Annotated in this window: 15 protein-coding genes; 11 read left to right on the top strand and 4 right to left on the bottom strand. The window is 58.7% G+C overall.

All coding sequences use genetic code 11. The features are described 5' to 3' along the window. Window positions 1-86: 86 nt before the first annotated feature. The 3 genes from A9G06_RS00205 to ald all read right to left on the bottom strand — a co-directional run bounded on the left by A9G06_RS00205 (window position 87) and on the right by ald (window position 3,648). Window positions 87-1,334 carry a diguanylate cyclase gene (locus A9G06_RS00205; RefSeq protein ID WP_005351207.1) on the bottom strand — a complete coding sequence of 416 codons (1,248 nt, stop codon included), beginning with the start codon at window positions 1,332-1,334 and terminating at the stop codon, window positions 87-89. Window positions 1,335-1,396: 62 nt separating this feature from the next. After that, the gene (gene trxB / locus A9G06_RS00210; protein ID WP_019445530.1) at window positions 1,397-2,347 is read right to left on the bottom strand and encodes a thioredoxin-disulfide reductase; all 951 of its coding nucleotides are present in this window, start codon (window positions 2,345-2,347) and stop codon (window positions 1,397-1,399) included. Window positions 2,348-2,532: 185 nt separating this feature from the next. Beyond that, the gene (gene ald / locus A9G06_RS00215) at window positions 2,533-3,648 is read right to left on the bottom strand and encodes an alanine dehydrogenase (protein WP_069553880.1); all 1,116 of its coding nucleotides are present in this window, start codon (window positions 3,646-3,648) and stop codon (window positions 2,533-2,535) included. A gap of 150 nt (window positions 3,649-3,798) precedes the next feature. Between ald and lrp the strand changes: the two genes are divergently transcribed. The 5 genes from lrp (at window position 3,799) to serS (ending at window position 10,714) form a co-directional block, all read left to right on the top strand. Next, entirely contained in the window at window positions 3,799-4,290 is a 492-nt protein-coding gene (gene lrp, locus A9G06_RS00220) for a leucine-responsive transcriptional regulator Lrp (RefSeq protein WP_005300047.1), read from the top strand. Window positions 4,291-4,492: 202 nt separating this feature from the next. Next, window positions 4,493-7,009 (top strand): DNA translocase FtsK, encoded by a 2,517-nt coding sequence (locus A9G06_RS00225; RefSeq protein ID WP_069553881.1) that lies wholly within the window; start codon window positions 4,493-4,495, stop codon window positions 7,007-7,009. An 80-nt stretch (window positions 7,010-7,089) separates the two neighbouring features. Continuing rightward, complete coding sequence (gene lolA / locus A9G06_RS00230; RefSeq protein ID WP_041236057.1) at window positions 7,090-7,698, top strand: outer membrane lipoprotein chaperone LolA; 609 nt, start codon at window positions 7,090-7,092, stop codon at window positions 7,696-7,698. Window positions 7,699-7,774: 76 nt separating this feature from the next. Next, complete coding sequence (locus tag A9G06_RS00235; protein WP_069553882.1) at window positions 7,775-9,112, top strand: replication-associated recombination protein A; 1,338 nt, start codon at window positions 7,775-7,777, stop codon at window positions 9,110-9,112. 306 nt (window positions 9,113-9,418) lie between these two features. After that, a complete protein-coding gene (serS, locus tag A9G06_RS00240; protein ID WP_005337087.1) occupies window positions 9,419-10,714 on the top strand; it encodes a serine--tRNA ligase in 1,296 nt (431 codons plus the stop codon). Between the two features lie 2 nt (window positions 10,715-10,716). On the opposite strand, the gene A9G06_RS22220 is transcribed toward serS, so the two are convergent. After that, window positions 10,717-10,893, bottom strand: a complete 177-nt coding sequence (locus A9G06_RS22220) for a hypothetical protein (RefSeq protein ID WP_155395816.1) — start codon at window positions 10,891-10,893, stop codon at window positions 10,717-10,719. A gap of 8 nt (window positions 10,894-10,901) precedes the next feature. Here A9G06_RS22220 and A9G06_RS00245 point away from each other — a divergent pair, with 8 nt between their 5' ends. The 6 genes from A9G06_RS00245 (at window position 10,902) to A9G06_RS00270 (ending at window position 16,344) form a co-directional block, all read left to right on the top strand. Beyond that, the gene (locus A9G06_RS00245) at window positions 10,902-11,390 is read left to right on the top strand and encodes a CvpA family protein (RefSeq protein ID WP_005337086.1); all 489 of its coding nucleotides are present in this window, start codon (window positions 10,902-10,904) and stop codon (window positions 11,388-11,390) included. A 21-nt stretch (window positions 11,391-11,411) separates the two neighbouring features. Further along, window positions 11,412-12,932: an amidophosphoribosyltransferase gene (purF, locus tag A9G06_RS00250; RefSeq protein WP_005351229.1), complete on the top strand. Its 1,521-nt coding sequence runs from the start codon at window positions 11,412-11,414 to the stop codon at window positions 12,930-12,932. Between the two features lie 205 nt (window positions 12,933-13,137). Next, window positions 13,138-13,896, top strand: coding sequence for a tRNA isopentenyl-2-thiomethyl-A-37 hydroxylase MiaE (locus tag A9G06_RS00255; RefSeq protein WP_069553883.1), 759 nt, complete (start codon window positions 13,138-13,140; stop codon window positions 13,894-13,896). A 303-nt stretch (window positions 13,897-14,199) separates the two neighbouring features. Continuing rightward, the gene (adk, locus tag A9G06_RS00260; RefSeq protein ID WP_005337083.1) at window positions 14,200-14,844 is read left to right on the top strand and encodes an adenylate kinase; all 645 of its coding nucleotides are present in this window, start codon (window positions 14,200-14,202) and stop codon (window positions 14,842-14,844) included. A gap of 98 nt (window positions 14,845-14,942) precedes the next feature. Next, a complete protein-coding gene (gene hemH / locus A9G06_RS00265) occupies window positions 14,943-15,917 on the top strand; it encodes a ferrochelatase (protein WP_069553884.1) in 975 nt (324 codons plus the stop codon). Window positions 15,918-15,951: 34 nt separating this feature from the next. Further along, window positions 15,952-16,344 carry an MAPEG family protein gene (locus A9G06_RS00270; protein ID WP_069553885.1) on the top strand — a complete coding sequence of 131 codons (393 nt, stop codon included), beginning with the start codon at window positions 15,952-15,954 and terminating at the stop codon, window positions 16,342-16,344. The last annotated feature ends 8 nt before the right edge of the window (window positions 16,345-16,352 follow it).

Raw genomic sequence — 16,352 nt, forward strand, 5'->3', positions numbered from 1 at the left:
GGGGACTGTGGCAGGAAAGGAACCCGCAGACTCTCCTGCTGGAAAGTCTGTCGGGCGGTAATACACGGGACTGATGCCCTGAGGATTCAGATAGCTGTCTCTTGAGAGACTATCTTGTCGCGACCGGTGTTCTTTGCCTGATAGAGCAGCCGATCCGCTACGCTCAGCGCCTCGTCCATGGATATCCGCCCGACGCTGATCACGCCGTAACTGGCGCGAACAAAGAGCGGGGTTTCCGGTGACAAGGGTTGCTGGCGCAGCTGCTGACGCAGCCCTTCGAGACGCTTGATCAACACGGGGACGGTACAGTGAGGCACCATCATGGCAAACTCCTCTCCGCCAAAGCGGGCGATCATGGCATCGGGGAAGAACTGGGTCAGTAGCCGGGTCAGATGGCAGAGCAGTTGATCGCCGATGGCATGGCCCCAGTGATCGTTGACCTGCTTGAAGTGATCCACATCGAGCACACAGAGTGCAAGAGGCGTCTGCTGGCGCTGATGCTCTTCAAACCATTTTTGCCCTTCGTTGAACCAGTAGCGCCGGTTGTAGAGACCGGTCAGGTAGTCACGATTGGCTGACTCCTGAATGCTGTTGAACTGCTCGAGCGCTTCCAGATTGTGACTGACCCGACACTGCAGCTCTTCCGGCTCGAACGGCTGGTTGAGAAAGTCGTTGGCGCCTTGCTTGAGGTAGCGAGCAGAGAGACCGCGCTTGTCCGAGACCGAGATCCCGATAATCGCGAGTTGCTGCTTGCTGTAACGTTCTCTCAGCATCCGCACCAGACTGATGCCATCGATATCCGGCATATAGTAGTCGACCAGTGCCAGCCGGATGTCCGGGTGTTGCTCCAGCATCGCCATCGCTTCACGGGCATGACTAGCCTCATGTACCTGCAACAACTGCTTGCGCAACTGGGCCATGGTGCGGTGACGGGAGGTGCGTGAGTCGTCGACCACCAGCACTTCGATGGACTGGTTGAGATAGAGGCGGTGCACCAGACTGACGGCATATTGCAGCGAGTGGCGCGAATCCTTCATCACATAGTCCAGCACGCCGGTTTCCAGCCAGGCGGCACGTTTATCCTCGCTGATGTCGGCAGTGAGGATCACCACCGGCAAACCTCGAGCCAGCAGCTCGTTGACCGCTTCGCCACGGGGCGCATCCGGCAAGGTCAAGTCCACCAGCGCGACCACATACTCCTCTCCCCGGCAGTGACGGGCGCCTTCGAGGGTATCGAAGGCGTCAATCTCGAGGCCTGTCTGCTGGGCAATGGCCTGAGTCAGCATACGGCGGATGGTCAGGCTATCTTCGACAATCAATATCTTCTGTTTCATTAGACTCCTTTAAATAAAAAAGGCATACCGACTGGTATGCCTTATATCACAACTACGCTTGTTTATTGCGCGTCGAGGTAGCGTTCGGCATCGAGGGCTGCCATGCAGCCGGTACCGGCAGAGGTGATCGCCTGACGGTAGTTGTGGTCGGCCACGTCGCCGGCAGCGAAGACTCCTTCAATGCTGGTCTGGGTGGCAAAACCGTCGAGGCCGCCACGTACCTTCAGATAGCCGTTTTGCATCTCCAGCTGGCCATCGAAGATCTGGGTATTGGGCTGGTGGCCGATGGCGATGAATACGCCCATCAGCGGCAGCTCGCTGGTGCTGTTGTCCTGAGTGTTGCGCAGGCGCACACCGGTGACCCCCATCTGATCACCCAGCACTTCGTCCAGGGTCTGGTGGGTGTGCAGCACGATGTTGCCGCTCGCGACCTTGTCGTGCAGACGCTTGATCAGGATCTTCTCGGCACGGAATTCGTCGCGGCGGTGGATCAGGTGCACCTTCTTGGCGATGTTGGCCAGATACAAGGCTTCTTCAACTGCGGTGTTGCCGCCACCGATCACGGCCACTTCCTGATTGCGGTAGAAGAAACCGTCACAGGTGGCACAGGCGGAGACGCCGCGCCCCTTGAAGGCCTCTTCGGAGGGCAGACCCAGATACTTGGCGGAGGCACCGGTCGCGATGATCAGGGCATCGCAGGTGTATTCGCCGTTGTCCCCTTTGAGGCGGAACGGGCGCTGAGTCAGTTCGACACTGTTGATGTGATCAAACAGGATGCGGGTATCGAACTTCTCTGCATGCTCTTTCATGCGCTCCATCAGGGCCGGGCCGGTCAGGCCTTCCGGATCACCTGGCCAGTTTTCCACTTCGGTGGTGGTGGTCAGCTGACCCCCTTGCTGCATGCCGGTGATGAGCAGGGGATTGAGGTTGGCGCGGGCGGCATAGACGGCCGCGGTGTAACCGGCCGGGCCTGACCCTAAGATCAGCAATTTGCTGTGAGTGACTTGGCTCATGATGTCATTTCCGGGATGTGATGAGTTTGCGCGATTGTAGGTAATTCGTGATCCGGGGTCAAAGGCTGGTGAGTCGATTGCACTAATCGTGTTCACAAGGGGTGACATGCAAAATAGAGGAATAAAAAAACCGCCCATCGCGGGCGGATTTTCACTCATCTCCAACTGGCGCAGGCCAGCGCAGATCAGTTCAGCAGGGTCAGGGGATCCGTGTAGGCAAGGCCATGCGCCACGGCCACTTCCTTGCAGGTGAGTTTGCCCTCCATCACGTTGAGCCCGTGCAGCAGGTTGGGATCGTTCAGCAGTGCCTGACGATACCCTTGCTGGGCCAGCTTGATGATAAAGGGGAGGGTGGCATTGTTGAGCGCCACGGTCGAGGTGCGGGCCACCGCCCCCGGCATGTTGGCGACACAGTAGTGCACCACCTCATCGACAATATAGGTCGGATCTTCATGGGTGGTGGCGTGGGAGGTTTCCACACAGCCGCCCTGATCGATAGCCACATCGACAATGGCAGAACCCGGCTTCATGCGCGCAATGTGGTCACGGCGGACAAGTTTTGGCGCAGTGGCACCCGGTACCAGCACACCGCCGATGACCAGATCGGCCGCCAGCAGATGACGCTCCAGCGTCTCGCTGTTGGAGTAGACCACCTTGGCCGCTCCCTGGAACTCGTTATCAAGACGGCGCAGGGTATCGACGTTGTTGTCGAGGATGGTCACGTCGGCGCGCATGCCGATGGCCATGCGGGCTGCATTGGAGCCAACCACGCCACCACCGATGATCACCACCTTGGCCGGTTCGACACCGGGTACGCCGCCGAGCAGCATGCCGCTACCGCCGCGCGATTTTTCAAGCGCCTGGGCACCCGCCTGAATGGACATGCGACCCGCGACTTCCGACATGGGGGCCAGCAGGGGCAGACCGCCACGGCCGTCGGTGACGGTCTCGTAGGCGATACAGATGGCGCCGCTTTTCAGCAGGGCTTCGGTCTGGGGCAAGTCTGGCGCCAGATGCAGATAGGTGAACAGGGTCTGACCCGGGCGCAGCATGGCACATTCGACAGGCTGAGGTTCCTTGACCTTGACGATCATCTCGGCTTTGGCGAAAACCTCTGCTGCAGAGGCCAAAATTTCGGCTCCAACAGCGATATAATCTGCATCGCTGAAGCCAATGCCGTTTCCGGCACCGCTTTGGACGAAAACAGTATGGTTTCGTGCTGTCAGTTCACGTACACTGGCCGGAACCATGCCTACGCGGTATTCATGGTTTTTTATCTCTTTAGGTACACCGATAATCATGCTATCCCTCGTCTATAGATTGGTGTTTCATGTTGCCAAAATGTTAACCAACATTTGCGCCTAGTATATTCAGGTATTGACAGGATTTGTGACCATAATTATAAAATGACTGGTGATTCTTACCAAAAAATAGCCAAAGGATGGAATAAAATGATGGAAGCTAAGAGTCGGCTAAAGGATTTGGACAGGATTGACCGCAACATTCTTAATGAACTGCAAAAGGATGGCAGGATTTCGAATGTTGAGTTGTCCAAGCGAGTTGGCCTGAGTCCTACACCGTGTCTGGAACGGGTTCGTCGCCTCGAGCGACAAGGTTATATCGAAGGATATGCCGCTATTCTGAACCCTCATTATCTGGACGCATCTCTGCTGGTGTTTGTAGAGATAACCCTCAATCGCGGGGCGCCTGATGTGTTTGAACAGTTCAACAAGGCTGTTCAGGTGCTCGAAGAGATCCAGGAGTGTCATCTGGTTTCCGGTGACTTCGACTATCTGCTCAAGACCCGAGTCAGCGACATGTCGGCTTACCGCCGTCTGTTGGGGGAAACCCTGCTGCGTCTGCCCGGTGTCAATGACACCCGCACCTACGTGGTGATGGAAGAGGTCAAGCAGAGCAGTCGTCTGGTGATCAGCACCCGATAAAGCAGGTTATGCCGTGGTATCTTCTCCATATGAGACACCATGACAGTCAGAAACGAGCGGCCGGTCCGCTCGTTTCTTCTTGTAAAGATAATTGCAAATATGGCCCCGTCCCATCAGGCTCTGGCTGACAATCGATGGGCTTTTCGGGGATACTAGGCCCCCTTATTTCCTGCATTACATGTTTTCAGAAAGGAGCCGGAGTTTGGCCGATAAAAAGCTGTTTACTCCTTTATCAGGTACACAACGGATCTTCGAAGCCGTCTTGATCGCCATCACCCTGATGGCTGCTTATCTTCTGCTTGCCCTGTTGTCCTATCATCCCGCTGATCCCGGCTGGTCCCAGACCTCCTGGCAAGGGGAGGTGAAGAACCTCGCCGGTAGTGCCGGTGCCTGGCTCGCCGACATCACCATGTTTACCTTTGGTGCCTTCTCCTATCTGGTGCCGCCGCTGGTGGTACTGCTGGGCTGGAGTCTGTTCTGGCGTCCGAGCCGTCTGCTTGATGTGGATTACCTCACCCTGGGGGTGCGGATCATCGGCTTTATCCTGACCGTGCTCGGCATGTCGGCCATTGCCAGCATGAACTTCAACGATATGCAGAACTTCTCCGCCGGTGGTCTGGTGGGGGATGTGATCGCTTCTGCAGTGGTGCCGCTGTTTGGCGGCGTCGGGGCCAACCTGATGCTGCTCTGCTTCGTGGCAACCGGCATCACCCTGTTTACCGGCTGGTCCTGGCTCACCATCGTCGAGCAGATCGGCGCGGCCTGTACCGGTTCGGTCAGCGCTGTTTACCACTTCCCGACCACCCTCGGCCGCTGGCTGACCGGTGGCTGGCGTCAACCCCGCAACGAGGGGCCGGATCCCTTGCTGGAAGGCGGGGTAGGGGCCATCGCGTTTGATGATGAGGAAGATGAGCCACACACCAGTTGGACGCGCAAGCCCAAGGCCAAGAATCAGAAGGCTGCCGCCGAAGAGTGGCTGCCGGAACTCGACGACGATACCTTCGAGTTCGACCCACAGTTTGATGATGAAGAGGACGAGCCGGCTCCGGCTGCCAAGCCTAAACGTGCGGTGGCGGCCGCCAATGGTCGCCGCCAGCCGGTACTGGCTGTGGCCGATGACGATGATGAGGACGATCTGGATCTGCCCTGGGCCGAAGGGGACGACGAGGTCGCCGTACCTGTTGCAGTCGCACCGACCAAGCCCAAGCGTCGTCCGCAGTCAACAATGCCGCCGTTACCGAGTATCGAACTGCTGGACAGACCGCCAGCCAAGACTCAGATGATGAGCAAGGATGAGCTGGATCGCATGGGTCGTCTGGTGGAGGCCAAACTTGCCGACTACAACGTGCAGGCCAAGGTGGTGGGTGTCTATCCGGGTCCGGTCATTACCCGTTTTGAACTGGATCTGGCGCCGGGCATGAAGGCGAGCAAGATCACCAACCTCTCGCGCGACCTAGCACGTTCCCTCTCTGCCAGCAGCGTGCGGGTGGTGGAAGTGATCCCGGGTAAAACCTATGTCGGTATCGAGCTGCCCAACCGGGTGCGCCAGACCGTTTACCTGCGTGAAACCCTCGACTGCGATGCTTTCCGCGATAGCCGCAACCCGCTCACCATGGGCCTGGGTCAGGACATCGCCGGCGAGCCGGTGGTGGTGAACCTGGCCAAGATGCCGCACCTGCTGGTGGCCGGTACCACAGGTTCCGGTAAGTCGGTAGGGGTCAACACCATGATCATCTCGATGCTCTACAAGTCATCCCCCGATGATCTGCGCTTTATCATGATCGACCCCAAGATGCTGGAACTCTCCGTCTACGAAGGGATCCCGCACCTGCTGACCGAGGTGGTGACCGACATGAAGGACGCCGCCAACGCCCTGCGCTGGTGCGTGGGCGAGATGGAACGCCGTTACAAGCTGATGTCGGCGGTCGGGGTGCGCAACCTCAAGGGCTACAACGACAAGGTACTGGCTGCCATCGAGGAGGGGGAACCCCTGCTGGATCCGTTGTGGCGCCCGGGTGACTCCATGGACCAGATGCCGCCGGAGCTGGAGAAGCTGCCCCACATCGTGGTGGTGGTGGACGAATTTGCCGACATGATGATGATCGTCGGCAAGAAGGTGGAAGAGCTGATCGCCCGTATCGCCCAGAAGGCGCGGGCCGCCGGTATTCACCTCATTCTGGCGACCCAGCGTCCGTCGGTGGATGTCATCACCGGTCTTATCAAGGCCAACATCCCGACCCGTATTTCGTTCCAGGTGTCGAGCAAGATCGACTCGCGCACCATCATCGATCAGGGCGGCGCCGAATCCCTGCTCGGCATGGGCGACATGCTATATATGCCGGCCGGTACCTCCAACCCGACCCGGGTACACGGTGCGTTCGTCGATGATCACGAAGTGCACAAGGTGGTGGCGGATTGGAAACTGCGCGGCGAGCCGAACTACATCGAAGAGATCCTCTCCGGTGAGTCGGGTGGCGAAGGTGGCAGCGGCGAATATGGCGGTGGTGGCGATGAAGAGCTCGACCCCCTATTCGACGAAGCGGTCGCTTTTGTGGTGGAGTCCCGCCGTGGCTCGACTTCCAGCGTCCAGCGCAAGTTCAAGATTGGTTACAACCGGGCAGCCCGTCTAATCGAGCAGATGGAGAATCAGGGCATCGTCAGCTCACCGGGTGGCAATGGTCAGCGCGACGTGCTGGCACCGCCGCCGGTGCGGGACTAAGCCTCACCGTTTCATACTATCCCTGGCCATGCCCTCCGCGGGCGTGGCCTTTTATCGAGAGCGTCTTTATGAAGAGCGTGATGAAAAAACAACTGTTGATGGGTACCGTGCTGCTGATGGCCAGCAGCCAGGTGTGGGCCGATGCGGCCAGCGATCTCAAACAGAAGCTGGCGGGTGTCAGCCTCTTCTCCGCCAAATTTGCCCAGACCGTCTATGACAGCAAGGGCAAGGAGCTGCAAAAGGCTAGCGGCGACCTGCTAGTGCAGCGGCCAAACCGTTTCAACTGGCACACTACCTCGCCGGACGAGAGCCTGATCGTGGCAGATGGTCAGGATGTCTGGGTCTATGATCCCTTCGTCGAGCAGGTCACTGCCCTCAAGCTGAAAGATGCGGTGCTCAACACCCCCTTTATTCTGATCGCTGGCAATGACGACAAGTTCTGGAAGAACTATGACGTGACTCAGGAGGGGGATGTCTACACCGTCACCAGCCGTAACAAGGATGAGCTGATCGCCTCCTTCCGTGTCACCTTCGACAGACAAGACAACATCAGTCGTTTCGATGTGAAAGAGGCGCAAGGGCAGTGGAGTGAATTCACCCTGAGCAGCTTCAACCGCAAGCCGGTGCTCAAGGGCAACGAATTTGTTTTCAAGATCCCGAAGGGGGTCGAGCTGGACGACCAGCGCTAATGAGCAAGCGGTCGTTGGATTGCTCGCCACTGCGCCAGTCAAAGGTGTGTGGCGTGACGCTGGGTGGTCAATACAGATGAGTAACTTGTCGCTGGATTTCTCGTCGGACTTTCGTCCGTTGGCGGCCCGGATGCGGCCGCAAACCCTCGAGCAGTACATAGGTCAGCAACATATCCTGGGGCCTGACAAGCCCCTGCGCAAAGCGATCCTGGCTGGCCACTGCCACTCCATGATCCTGTGGGGGCCTCCCGGCACCGGCAAGACCACGCTGGCCGAACTGATGGCCCACTACTGCCAGGCCGAGGTCGAGCGACTCTCGGCGGTCACCTCCGGCATCAAGGAGATCCGCGCCGCCATCGACAAGGCCAAGGAGAACAGCTGGCGCGGGGTTCGCACCATTCTGTTTGTGGATGAGGTGCACCGCTTCAACAAGAGCCAGCAGGATGTGTTCCTGCCTCACATCGAAGATGGCACCATCACCTTTATCGGTGCCACCACCGAAAACCCCTCGTTCGAACTCAACAACGCACTGCTCTCCCGGGCCCGGGTCTATCTGCTCAAGCGGCTGGAGGAGAGCGATATTCTCGCCATGCTCGATCAGGCGATGACTGATCCCCGTGGTCTCAATGATCCGGCACTCACCTTCGCCCCCGGCGTCAAAGAGGCGCTGGCCAAGGCGGTGGATGGGGACGGGCGCAAATCCCTCAACTATCTGGAGCTGTTGGCCGACATGGCCGAAACCGACAGCAAAGGGGCGCGGGTGATCGACAGTGGCCTGCTCGCTGCCGTGGTGGGGGAGCACGTGGCCCGCTTCGACAAGGGGGGCGATCACTTCTACGACCTCATCTCCGCGGTGCACAAATCCATTCGCGGCTCGGCGCCGGATGCGGCGCTCTATTGGTACGCCCGCATGGTGAGTGCCGGTTGCGATCCTCTCTATATTGCCCGCCGCTTGCTGGCGATTGCCTCGGAAGATGTGGGCAATGCCGATCCCCGTGCCATGCAGGTCGCCCTGTCAGCCTGGGATTGCTTCCATCGGATCGGGCCGGCGGAAGGGGAGCGGGCCATCGCCCAGGCGATCGTCTATCTCGCCTGCGCCCCGAAAAGCAATGCGGTCTACACCGCCTGGAAGGCGGCGCTTAATGATGCCAAAAACCTCCCTGACTTTGAGGTGCCGGTACACCTGCGCAATGCTCCGACCAAGCTGATGAGCGATCTGGGCTATGGCGCCGAGTATCGCTACGCCCATGACGAGCCGGGCGCCTATGCTGCGGGCGAGCAGTATTTCCCGCCCGAGCTTGCCGGCAAGCAGTACTACCAGCCCACCGATCGTGGCCTTGAAAAGCAGATTGGCCAGAAGCTCGATTACCTCCATGAACTGGACAGGCAAAGTCCGCAGCAACGGGGCAAATAGCCCCTTTGTTACCCCGCATGGCTGAAAATTGGTCAGACGTTTGAATATGCAGGACGGTTTGCGTGCCAAAGTCGGTAAAAACGACACAAATAGTCCCTGTTCGGGCGGGGGGGCGGTCTGCTACACTGCCCGTCTGACCCCGTTTGTCTTGGCCTTGCGCCATCTTCTTGATCTCGAAGGCCTGATAGTTGAGGCCCGATTCTGAAGACGATTGGGGTGCGCCAACCGATGTTAACTTCCGGATCTGTTTCCCAGCCCGTCATGACGACTCAGGCCCAGATCCCATTTTAAAAAAGTAGGTAAACCATGCTGGATCCCAAATATCTGCGCAGCGATATCGAAGAGGCTGCCGCTCGTCTGGCGACACGTGGCTACGTTCTGGACGTAGCGGCTGTCAACGCTCTGGAAGAGAAACGCAAGGATCTGCAGTCCCGTACCCAGGAGCTGCAGGCCGAGCGCAACGCCCGCTCCAAATCCATCGGTGAAGCTGCCCGTCGTGGTGAAGATGTTGCCCCGCTCAAGGCCGAAGTGACCAAAATCAACGACGAGCTGGAAACCAGCAAGGTCGAGCTGGATGCCCTGCTGGCCCAGCTGAAAGCCATTGCCGACGCCATCCCCAACCTGCCGAGCGAGACCACACCGGTGGGCCGTGACGAGAACGACAACGTGGAAGTGCGCCGCTGGGGTACCCCGCGTGAATTCAGCTTCCCGGTACGCGATCACATCGACCTGGGCGAAGCGGCCAAGGGCGTTGACTTCAAGAATGGCGTCAAACTCTCCGGTACCCGTTTTGTGGTGATGAAGGGTCAGATTGCCCGTCTGCACCGTGCCCTGGCTCAGTTCATGCTGGATCTGCACACCCAGCAGCACGGTTACACCGAGTGCTACGTGCCCTATCTGGTGAACCCGGACAGCCTCTATGGCACCGGTCAGTTGCCGAAATTTGCTCAGGACCTGTTCAATACCGGTATCGAAGGTGAAGGGGAAGAAGAGGGCAAGGTACGCAAGTTCTCCCTGATCCCGACCTCCGAAGTGCCGCTCACCAACATGGCCCGTGACGAGATCTTTGACGCGCAAGAGCTGCCGATCAAGATGACCGCCCACAGCCCCTGCTTCCGCTCTGAAGCCGGTTCCTACGGTCGTGATACCCGTGGCCTCATCCGTATGCACCAGTTCGACAAGGTTGAAATGGTTCAGCTGGTTCACCCGGAGAAATCCTGGGATGCGCTGGAGGAGATGGTGGGTCACGCCGAGAAGGTGCTGCAACTGCTGGAGCTGCCGTATCGCGTGATGGCGCTCTCTACTGGTGACATGGGCTTCTGCGCTTCCAAGACCTACGATCTGGAAGTGTGGCTGCCGGCCCAGAACACCTATCGCGAGATCTCCTCTGTCTCCAACTGCACCGACTTCCAGGCGCGCCGTATGCAGGCTCGCGTGCGCATCGACGGCAAGCCGCAGCTGCTGCACACCCTGAACGGCTCCGGTCTGGCGGTGGGTCGTACCCTGGTTGCCGTGATGGAGAACTACCAGCAGGAAGATGGCCGCATCGCCATCCCGGCTGCGTTGCAATCCTACATGGGTGGCCTGACCCACATCGGGTAAGCTCACGCCGCTGACCACAACGCCATGGCATTGCCATGGCGTTGTGCATTCTGGCGCCGATCAACCGTTTTAGTGCTGAAAAAATGCGGCTTTTCGGCGTCGCTTTGAACAGTTAACACATTTTTATCAAGCAATGCGCAATCGTTTTTGTTAGACTGCGCCGCAATTTCGCAGGACATCTTTTTCTATGGTCTGGATTGATTACGCCATCATCGGCATCGTCGGTTTCTCTGCTCTCATCAGCCTGGTGCGCGGCTTCGTCAAGGAGGCCATGTCTCTTGTCACCTGGTTCGTCGCCTTCTTTATTGCCAGCCATTTCTATCCCGATCTCGCCGTCTATTTCACCTCCTTCTCCGACGCGCTGGTTCGCAACGGTCTGGCCATCGCGGCGCTGTTTGTGGCGACCCTGATCCTCGGCAGCGTGGTCAACTATGTGGTGGGCCTGTTGGTGGACAAGACGGGTCTCTCCGGTACCGATCGGGTGCTGGGGGTCTGCTTCGGTGCAATTCGCGGGGTGCTGATCGTCAGTGCCCTGCTTTTTTTCATGGATACCTTCACCAGCCTCTCCCAGAGCGACTGGTGGGTGGCGTCCAAGCTGGTGCCGGAGTTCAAGCCGGTGATCCAGTGGTTTTTCGGGTTCATGTTGAACTCATCCAGTTTTCTTAAACAGGTATAGTGACTTCGAGGTAGCAAAGACATGTGTGGTATTGTCGGTATAGTTGGCACCACCCCCGTCAATCAGGCCCTCTACGACGCCTTGACGGTGTTGCAGCACAGGGGACAGGATGCCGCCGGGATCGTGACCATTGATAGTGGAAACTTCCGGCAACGCAAGGCCAATGGCCTGGTGAAGGACGTGTTTGAAGTGCGCCACATGCAGCGTCTGCAAGGGAACATCGGCATAGGTCATGTCAGATACCCCACTGCAGGCAGCTCAAGTGCCGCTGAAGCCCAACCTTTTTATGTGAACTCGCCCTACGGCATGGTGCTGGCCCATAACGGCAACCTCACCAACGCCAAGGAGCTCAAGGAGCAGCAGTTCAAGGTCGCCCGTCGTCACATCAACACCACCTCCGATTCGGAAGTGTTGCTGAACGTGCTGGCCCACGAGCTGGATCGCTGTGACAAGATGGCCCTGCGTCCCGAAGATATCTTCGCCGCGGTGCGTAGAACCCATCAGCAGATCCGCGGTGCTTATGCGGTGGTCTCGCTGGTGATTGGCCATGGTCTCATCGGTTTTCGCGATCCCAACGGCATTCGCCCGCTGATCCTCGGTCGTCGTCAGGACGAGCAGGGCCAGGTGGAGTACATGCTCGCCTCCGAGAGCGTGGCGCTCGATGCCATCGGTTTCGAGACTGTGCGGGATATTGCGCCGGGTGAAGCCATCTACATCACCGAGCAGGGCCAGCTCTTCTCCGAGCAGTGTGCGGAGAATCCGCAGATGAGCTCCTGCATCTTCGAATACGTCTACTTCGCTCGTCCCGATTCGTGCATCGACAAGGTCTCGGTCTACGCCGCCCGCCTCAACATGGGTCGCAAGCTGGGTCAGAAGATTGCCCGTGAGTGGGAAGATCTCGACGTCGATGTGGTTATCCCCATCCCCGAGACCTCCTGTGACGTGGCGCTGGAGATCGCCCATACCTTGGATCTGCCATACCGTCAGGGCTTCGTGAAGAACCGCTACATCGGTCGTACCTTCATCATGCCGGGCCAGACCCAGCGCAAGAAGTCGGTGCGTCGCAAACTCAACGCCATCAGCTCCGAATTCAAGGGCAAGAAGGTGTTGCTGGTGGACGATTCCATCGTGCGTGGTACCACCTCCGAGCAGATCATCCAGATGGCCCGTGAAGCAGGAGCCGCCAAGGTCTACTTCGCCTCGGCGGCGCCGGAAATTCGTTTCCCCAACGTTTATGGCATCGATATGCCCACCGCCAACGAGCTGATCGCCCACGGCCGCGAAGTGGAAGAAGTGTGCAAGCTGATTGGCGCTGACGGTCTGATTTTCCAGGATCTGGAAGATCTGGAAGCCGCTGTGCGGGAGATCAACCCGGATCTGCGTCACTTCGAGACCTCGGTCTTCAATGGCCACTACGTCACCTCCGACGTGGACCAGTCCTATCTGGATCACCTCAACGCCCTGCGCAACGATGACACCAAAGCGGTGCGTGAGTGGCAGGAAGGCACCAGCAATCTGGAAATTTTTAACGAAGGCAGTTAAACGTTTGCGGTTTTGCCGGATGGGATAGCGAGATGGGGGCCTTTGGCCCCCATAGTCGTTTCTACCTAACACGGGCAGAAGGGGGAGGAGATATCTGTTTGAAAAACATCCGTTTATCTTGCCGGATATGGGCATGGCCAGCGGGATCCGCTAGCATAGGCGGCAACATATATGACCGATACGCTTTTAAGAGACGAGAGTTCAGATGGATGATCTGCTAGCCCCAGTGCGCCAGTTTTTGCAGTGCGAGACCCCGGATGAGTGGGTGGAGATGGCGCGGGATCCGGCCCGTTTGCCGACCCTGCTTATCGATCACGCCAACTGCGAGACCAAGGCCGCGCTCACCGCCCACAGTCTGGTGCGCCGCTACTGCCTGCCCAAGGGCAAGCGCCATCTGCTGCCCAAGCTGGAGTTCTATCGCGAGCTGGATGCCATTCCGGAGAAGGCCGAGATCCTGGGCAAACGCAGCATGGGGGAGTCTGATCGCACCGTCTTTGCCGAGCTGGAGCGCAATCCGCTGCTGTTTCCCATGGTGCGGCTCATTCAGGAGGAGCTGCATCACTTCGAGCAGGTGCTGGAGATCATGCAGGCTCGCGGCATCGAATACGGGCCGGTGACGGCCTCCCGCTATGCCCGCCAGTTGATGCAGCATGTGCGCACCCATGAACCGGCCACCATAGTCGACAAGATGATCATCGGCGCCTACATCGAGGCCCGCTCCTGCGAGCGCTTTGCCAAACTGGCGCCCCATCTGGATGAAGAGCTGAGTCGCTTCTACGTCTCCTTGCTGCGCTCCGAAGCGCGTCACTATCAGGATTACCTCATGCTGGCCGAACAGTACGCAGGGGAGGATATCAGCGAGCGGGTGGCCTTCTTTGGCAAGCTGGAAGCCGAGCTAATCTGCTCGCCGGATCCGCAGTTCCGGTTCCATAGCGGCCTGCCTGTCACATCTGACAGTTGTTGACGCACTGGGGGCAAACTACTATTGCCCTGTTCCTACTACGAGCGACAAGTAGTTACTTTTGAGCGCAATTCCCGGCCCTGAGCCGGGATCTTTTTTTCTGTCGTGCGTCCTTCCTGCTTTTGGCGCTCTATGCTGAATCCCTGGCTATTTTTGCGTCTTCCCCTTGCGATGAAATCCTGTTCGATCAGCCGGTTATTGTGGTGATAAAGTGCTCATTCAGGTGGCTCACCCTTGTAGAAACGGGCGAAACCGTGTACTTTTTTGCCTTCGCAAGATTTGAATAACCAATCAATAGGAGCGTGTATGCGCATTGTTCTGTTGGGGGCTCCGGGCGCCGGCAAAGGTACCCAGGCTCAGTTCATCATGGAAAAACACGGTATTCCCCAGATCTCCACCGGCGACATGCTGCGTGCGGCGATCAAAGCGGGCACCGAGCTCGGTCTGAAAGCCAAAGCTGTGATGGACGCAGGTCAGCTGGTCTCTGACGACATCATCATCGGTCTGGTCAAAGAGCGCATCGCTCAGCCGGACTGCGCCAAAGGCTTCCTGTTGGACGGTTTCCCGCGCACCATTCCCCAGGCGCAAGCCATGAAGGACGCCGGTGTCGTGGTTGATTTCGTGCTGGAGTTCGATGTGCCGGACGAAGAGATCGTCAAGCGCATGAGCGGCCGTCGCGTTCACTCCGGCTCCGGCCGTACCTACCACGTGGTGTTCAACCCGCCGAAAGTGGAAGGCAAGGATGACGTGACCGGTGAAGATCTGGTGATCCGCGCCGACGACGAAGAGACCACTGTACGCAAGCGTCTGGATGTATATCATCAGCAGACCGCGCCGCTGATCGGTTTCTACGGCAAAGAGGCGGAAGCGGGCCACACCCGTTACGTCAAGATCGACGGCACCCAGCCGGTTGATCTGGTCAGCAAGCAGCTTGCCACCATTCTGGGCTGATCTTTGCTGCCGGCACTGTTTCCCGTGCCATCAGATAAATAAAGAGAAGGGCCCTGTCGGGCCCTTTTTGCATAATGACAGATAGACAGGAAGCCAACGTGACCACGAAAACCGGAATATTGCTGGTCAATCTGGGTACCCCAGCCGCACCGACCACCGCTGCCGTCAAAGCGTTCCTCAGCCAGTTCCTGCACGATCCCCGTGTGGTGGACCTGCCCCGTTACCTCTGGTGCCCGCTGCTCCACTTCATCATCTTGCCGACGCGCTCTCCCAAAGTGGCCAAGCTCTATCAGCAGGTGTGGACCGAGCAGGGCTCGCCGCTGATGGTGATAAGCAAGCAGCAGCGCGCCGCACTGGAGCAGGAGCTCAAGCGGGAGGGGGTCGAGGTGCCGGTGGAGCTGGCGATGACCTATGGTTCCCCGTCAGTGAATGATGGCTGGCAGGCGCTCAAGGCCAAAGGGGTCAACCGGGTGATCCTGTTGCCGCTCTATCCGCAATATTCGGTCAGTACCACCGCCTCGGTCTTCGATGCCTGGGGCAAGGCGATGAAGAGAGAACGCAATCTGCCGGTGGTACGGCTCATTCGTGATTATCACGCCCATCCCGAATACATTCAGGCGCTGACCATGAGCGTGCGCCGTCACTGGGAGCTGCACGGTCAGGGTGATCACCTGCTGATGTCGTTCCACGGCATTCCCGAGCGCTACGAGCAGGAGGGCGATCCCTACGGTCATCAGTGCCGCCATACCGCATCTCTGTTGGCCGATGCGCTCGGGCTGGAGGCGGGGCAGTGGACCGCCAGTTTCCAGTCGCGCTTTGGCAAGGAGGAGTGGCTCAAGCCCTATACCGATGAGACGGTGGGCGGCATGCCTGCCCGAGGCATCAAGCGACTCGATGTGATCTGCCCCGCCTTTGCGGCCGACTGCCTCGAAACCCTTGAGGAAATTCAGGTACAGAATCGGGAGATCTTCATGGAGGGCGGTGGCGAGCGGTTTGAATATATTCCGGCCCTCAACAGCGATCAGGCCCATATCCGGATGATGGTCTCGCTCATCTGCCGCGAATTGGCATGAGTGACCGGCCGTCAGTCAAACAAGGAGTCGAGTCATGGTACATATCACGCTGATCTACGCAGGCCTGCTTGGGCTGCTGTTTCTGGGGCTCTCCTTCTGGGTGGTCAAACGCCGCGCCCAGTTCGGGGTGATGATAGGGCAGGGGGAGGCCCCCGAACTGCTGGCGGCGATCCGGGCCCACGGCAATTTTGCCGAGTATGTGCCGCTGACCCTGCTGCTGATGGCGCTGTGCGAGTTCTCCGGTGCCGGTGTGCTCTGGCTGCATGCCGGTGGTGCCATGCTACTGGTTGGCCGCATCCTGCATGCCATTGGCATCCAGATCCCCAAAGCCCCCAATGTGCCCCGTTTTCTGGGCACCTTGCTGTTCTGGCTCGCCCTCGGCCTCTTCTCGGTACTGGCACTGTTGCAGGGCATGGCGGCCGCTTGAAAACAGGC

Origin of the sequence: Aeromonas sp. DNP9 (assembly GCF_001728955.1) — a bacterium.
In the GTDB taxonomy this organism is placed as follows: Bacteria; Pseudomonadota; Gammaproteobacteria; order Enterobacterales; family Aeromonadaceae; genus Aeromonas; species Aeromonas veronii.

Excerpts from the sequence above, each read along its gene's own strand:
- A9G06_RS00205 (WP_005351207.1), bottom strand. The coding sequence starts at position 1,334 with ATGAAACAGAAGATATTGATTGTCGAAGATAGCCTGACCATCCGCCGT.
- trxB (WP_019445530.1), bottom strand. The coding sequence starts at position 2,347 with ATGAGCCAAGTCACTCACAGCAAATTGCTGATCTTAGGGTCAGGCCCG.
- ald (WP_069553880.1), bottom strand. The coding sequence starts at position 3,648 with ATGATTATCGGTGTACCTAAAGAGATAAAAAACCATGAATACCGCGTA.
- lrp (WP_005300047.1), top strand. The coding sequence starts at position 3,799 with ATGATGGAAGCTAAGAGTCGGCTAAAGGATTTGGACAGGATTGACCGC.
- lolA (WP_041236057.1), top strand. The coding sequence starts at position 7,090 with ATGAAAAAACAACTGTTGATGGGTACCGTGCTGCTGATGGCCAGCAGC.
- A9G06_RS00235 (WP_069553882.1), top strand. The coding sequence starts at position 7,775 with ATGAGTAACTTGTCGCTGGATTTCTCGTCGGACTTTCGTCCGTTGGCG.
- serS (WP_005337087.1), top strand. The coding sequence starts at position 9,419 with ATGCTGGATCCCAAATATCTGCGCAGCGATATCGAAGAGGCTGCCGCT.
- A9G06_RS22220 (WP_155395816.1), bottom strand. The coding sequence starts at position 10,893 with ATGTCCTGCGAAATTGCGGCGCAGTCTAACAAAAACGATTGCGCATTG.
- A9G06_RS00245 (WP_005337086.1), top strand. The coding sequence starts at position 10,902 with ATGGTCTGGATTGATTACGCCATCATCGGCATCGTCGGTTTCTCTGCT.
- purF (WP_005351229.1), top strand. The coding sequence starts at position 11,412 with ATGTGTGGTATTGTCGGTATAGTTGGCACCACCCCCGTCAATCAGGCC.
- A9G06_RS00255 (WP_069553883.1), top strand. The coding sequence starts at position 13,138 with ATGGATGATCTGCTAGCCCCAGTGCGCCAGTTTTTGCAGTGCGAGACC.
- adk (WP_005337083.1), top strand. The coding sequence starts at position 14,200 with ATGCGCATTGTTCTGTTGGGGGCTCCGGGCGCCGGCAAAGGTACCCAG.
- A9G06_RS00270 (WP_069553885.1), top strand. The coding sequence starts at position 15,952 with ATGGTACATATCACGCTGATCTACGCAGGCCTGCTTGGGCTGCTGTTT.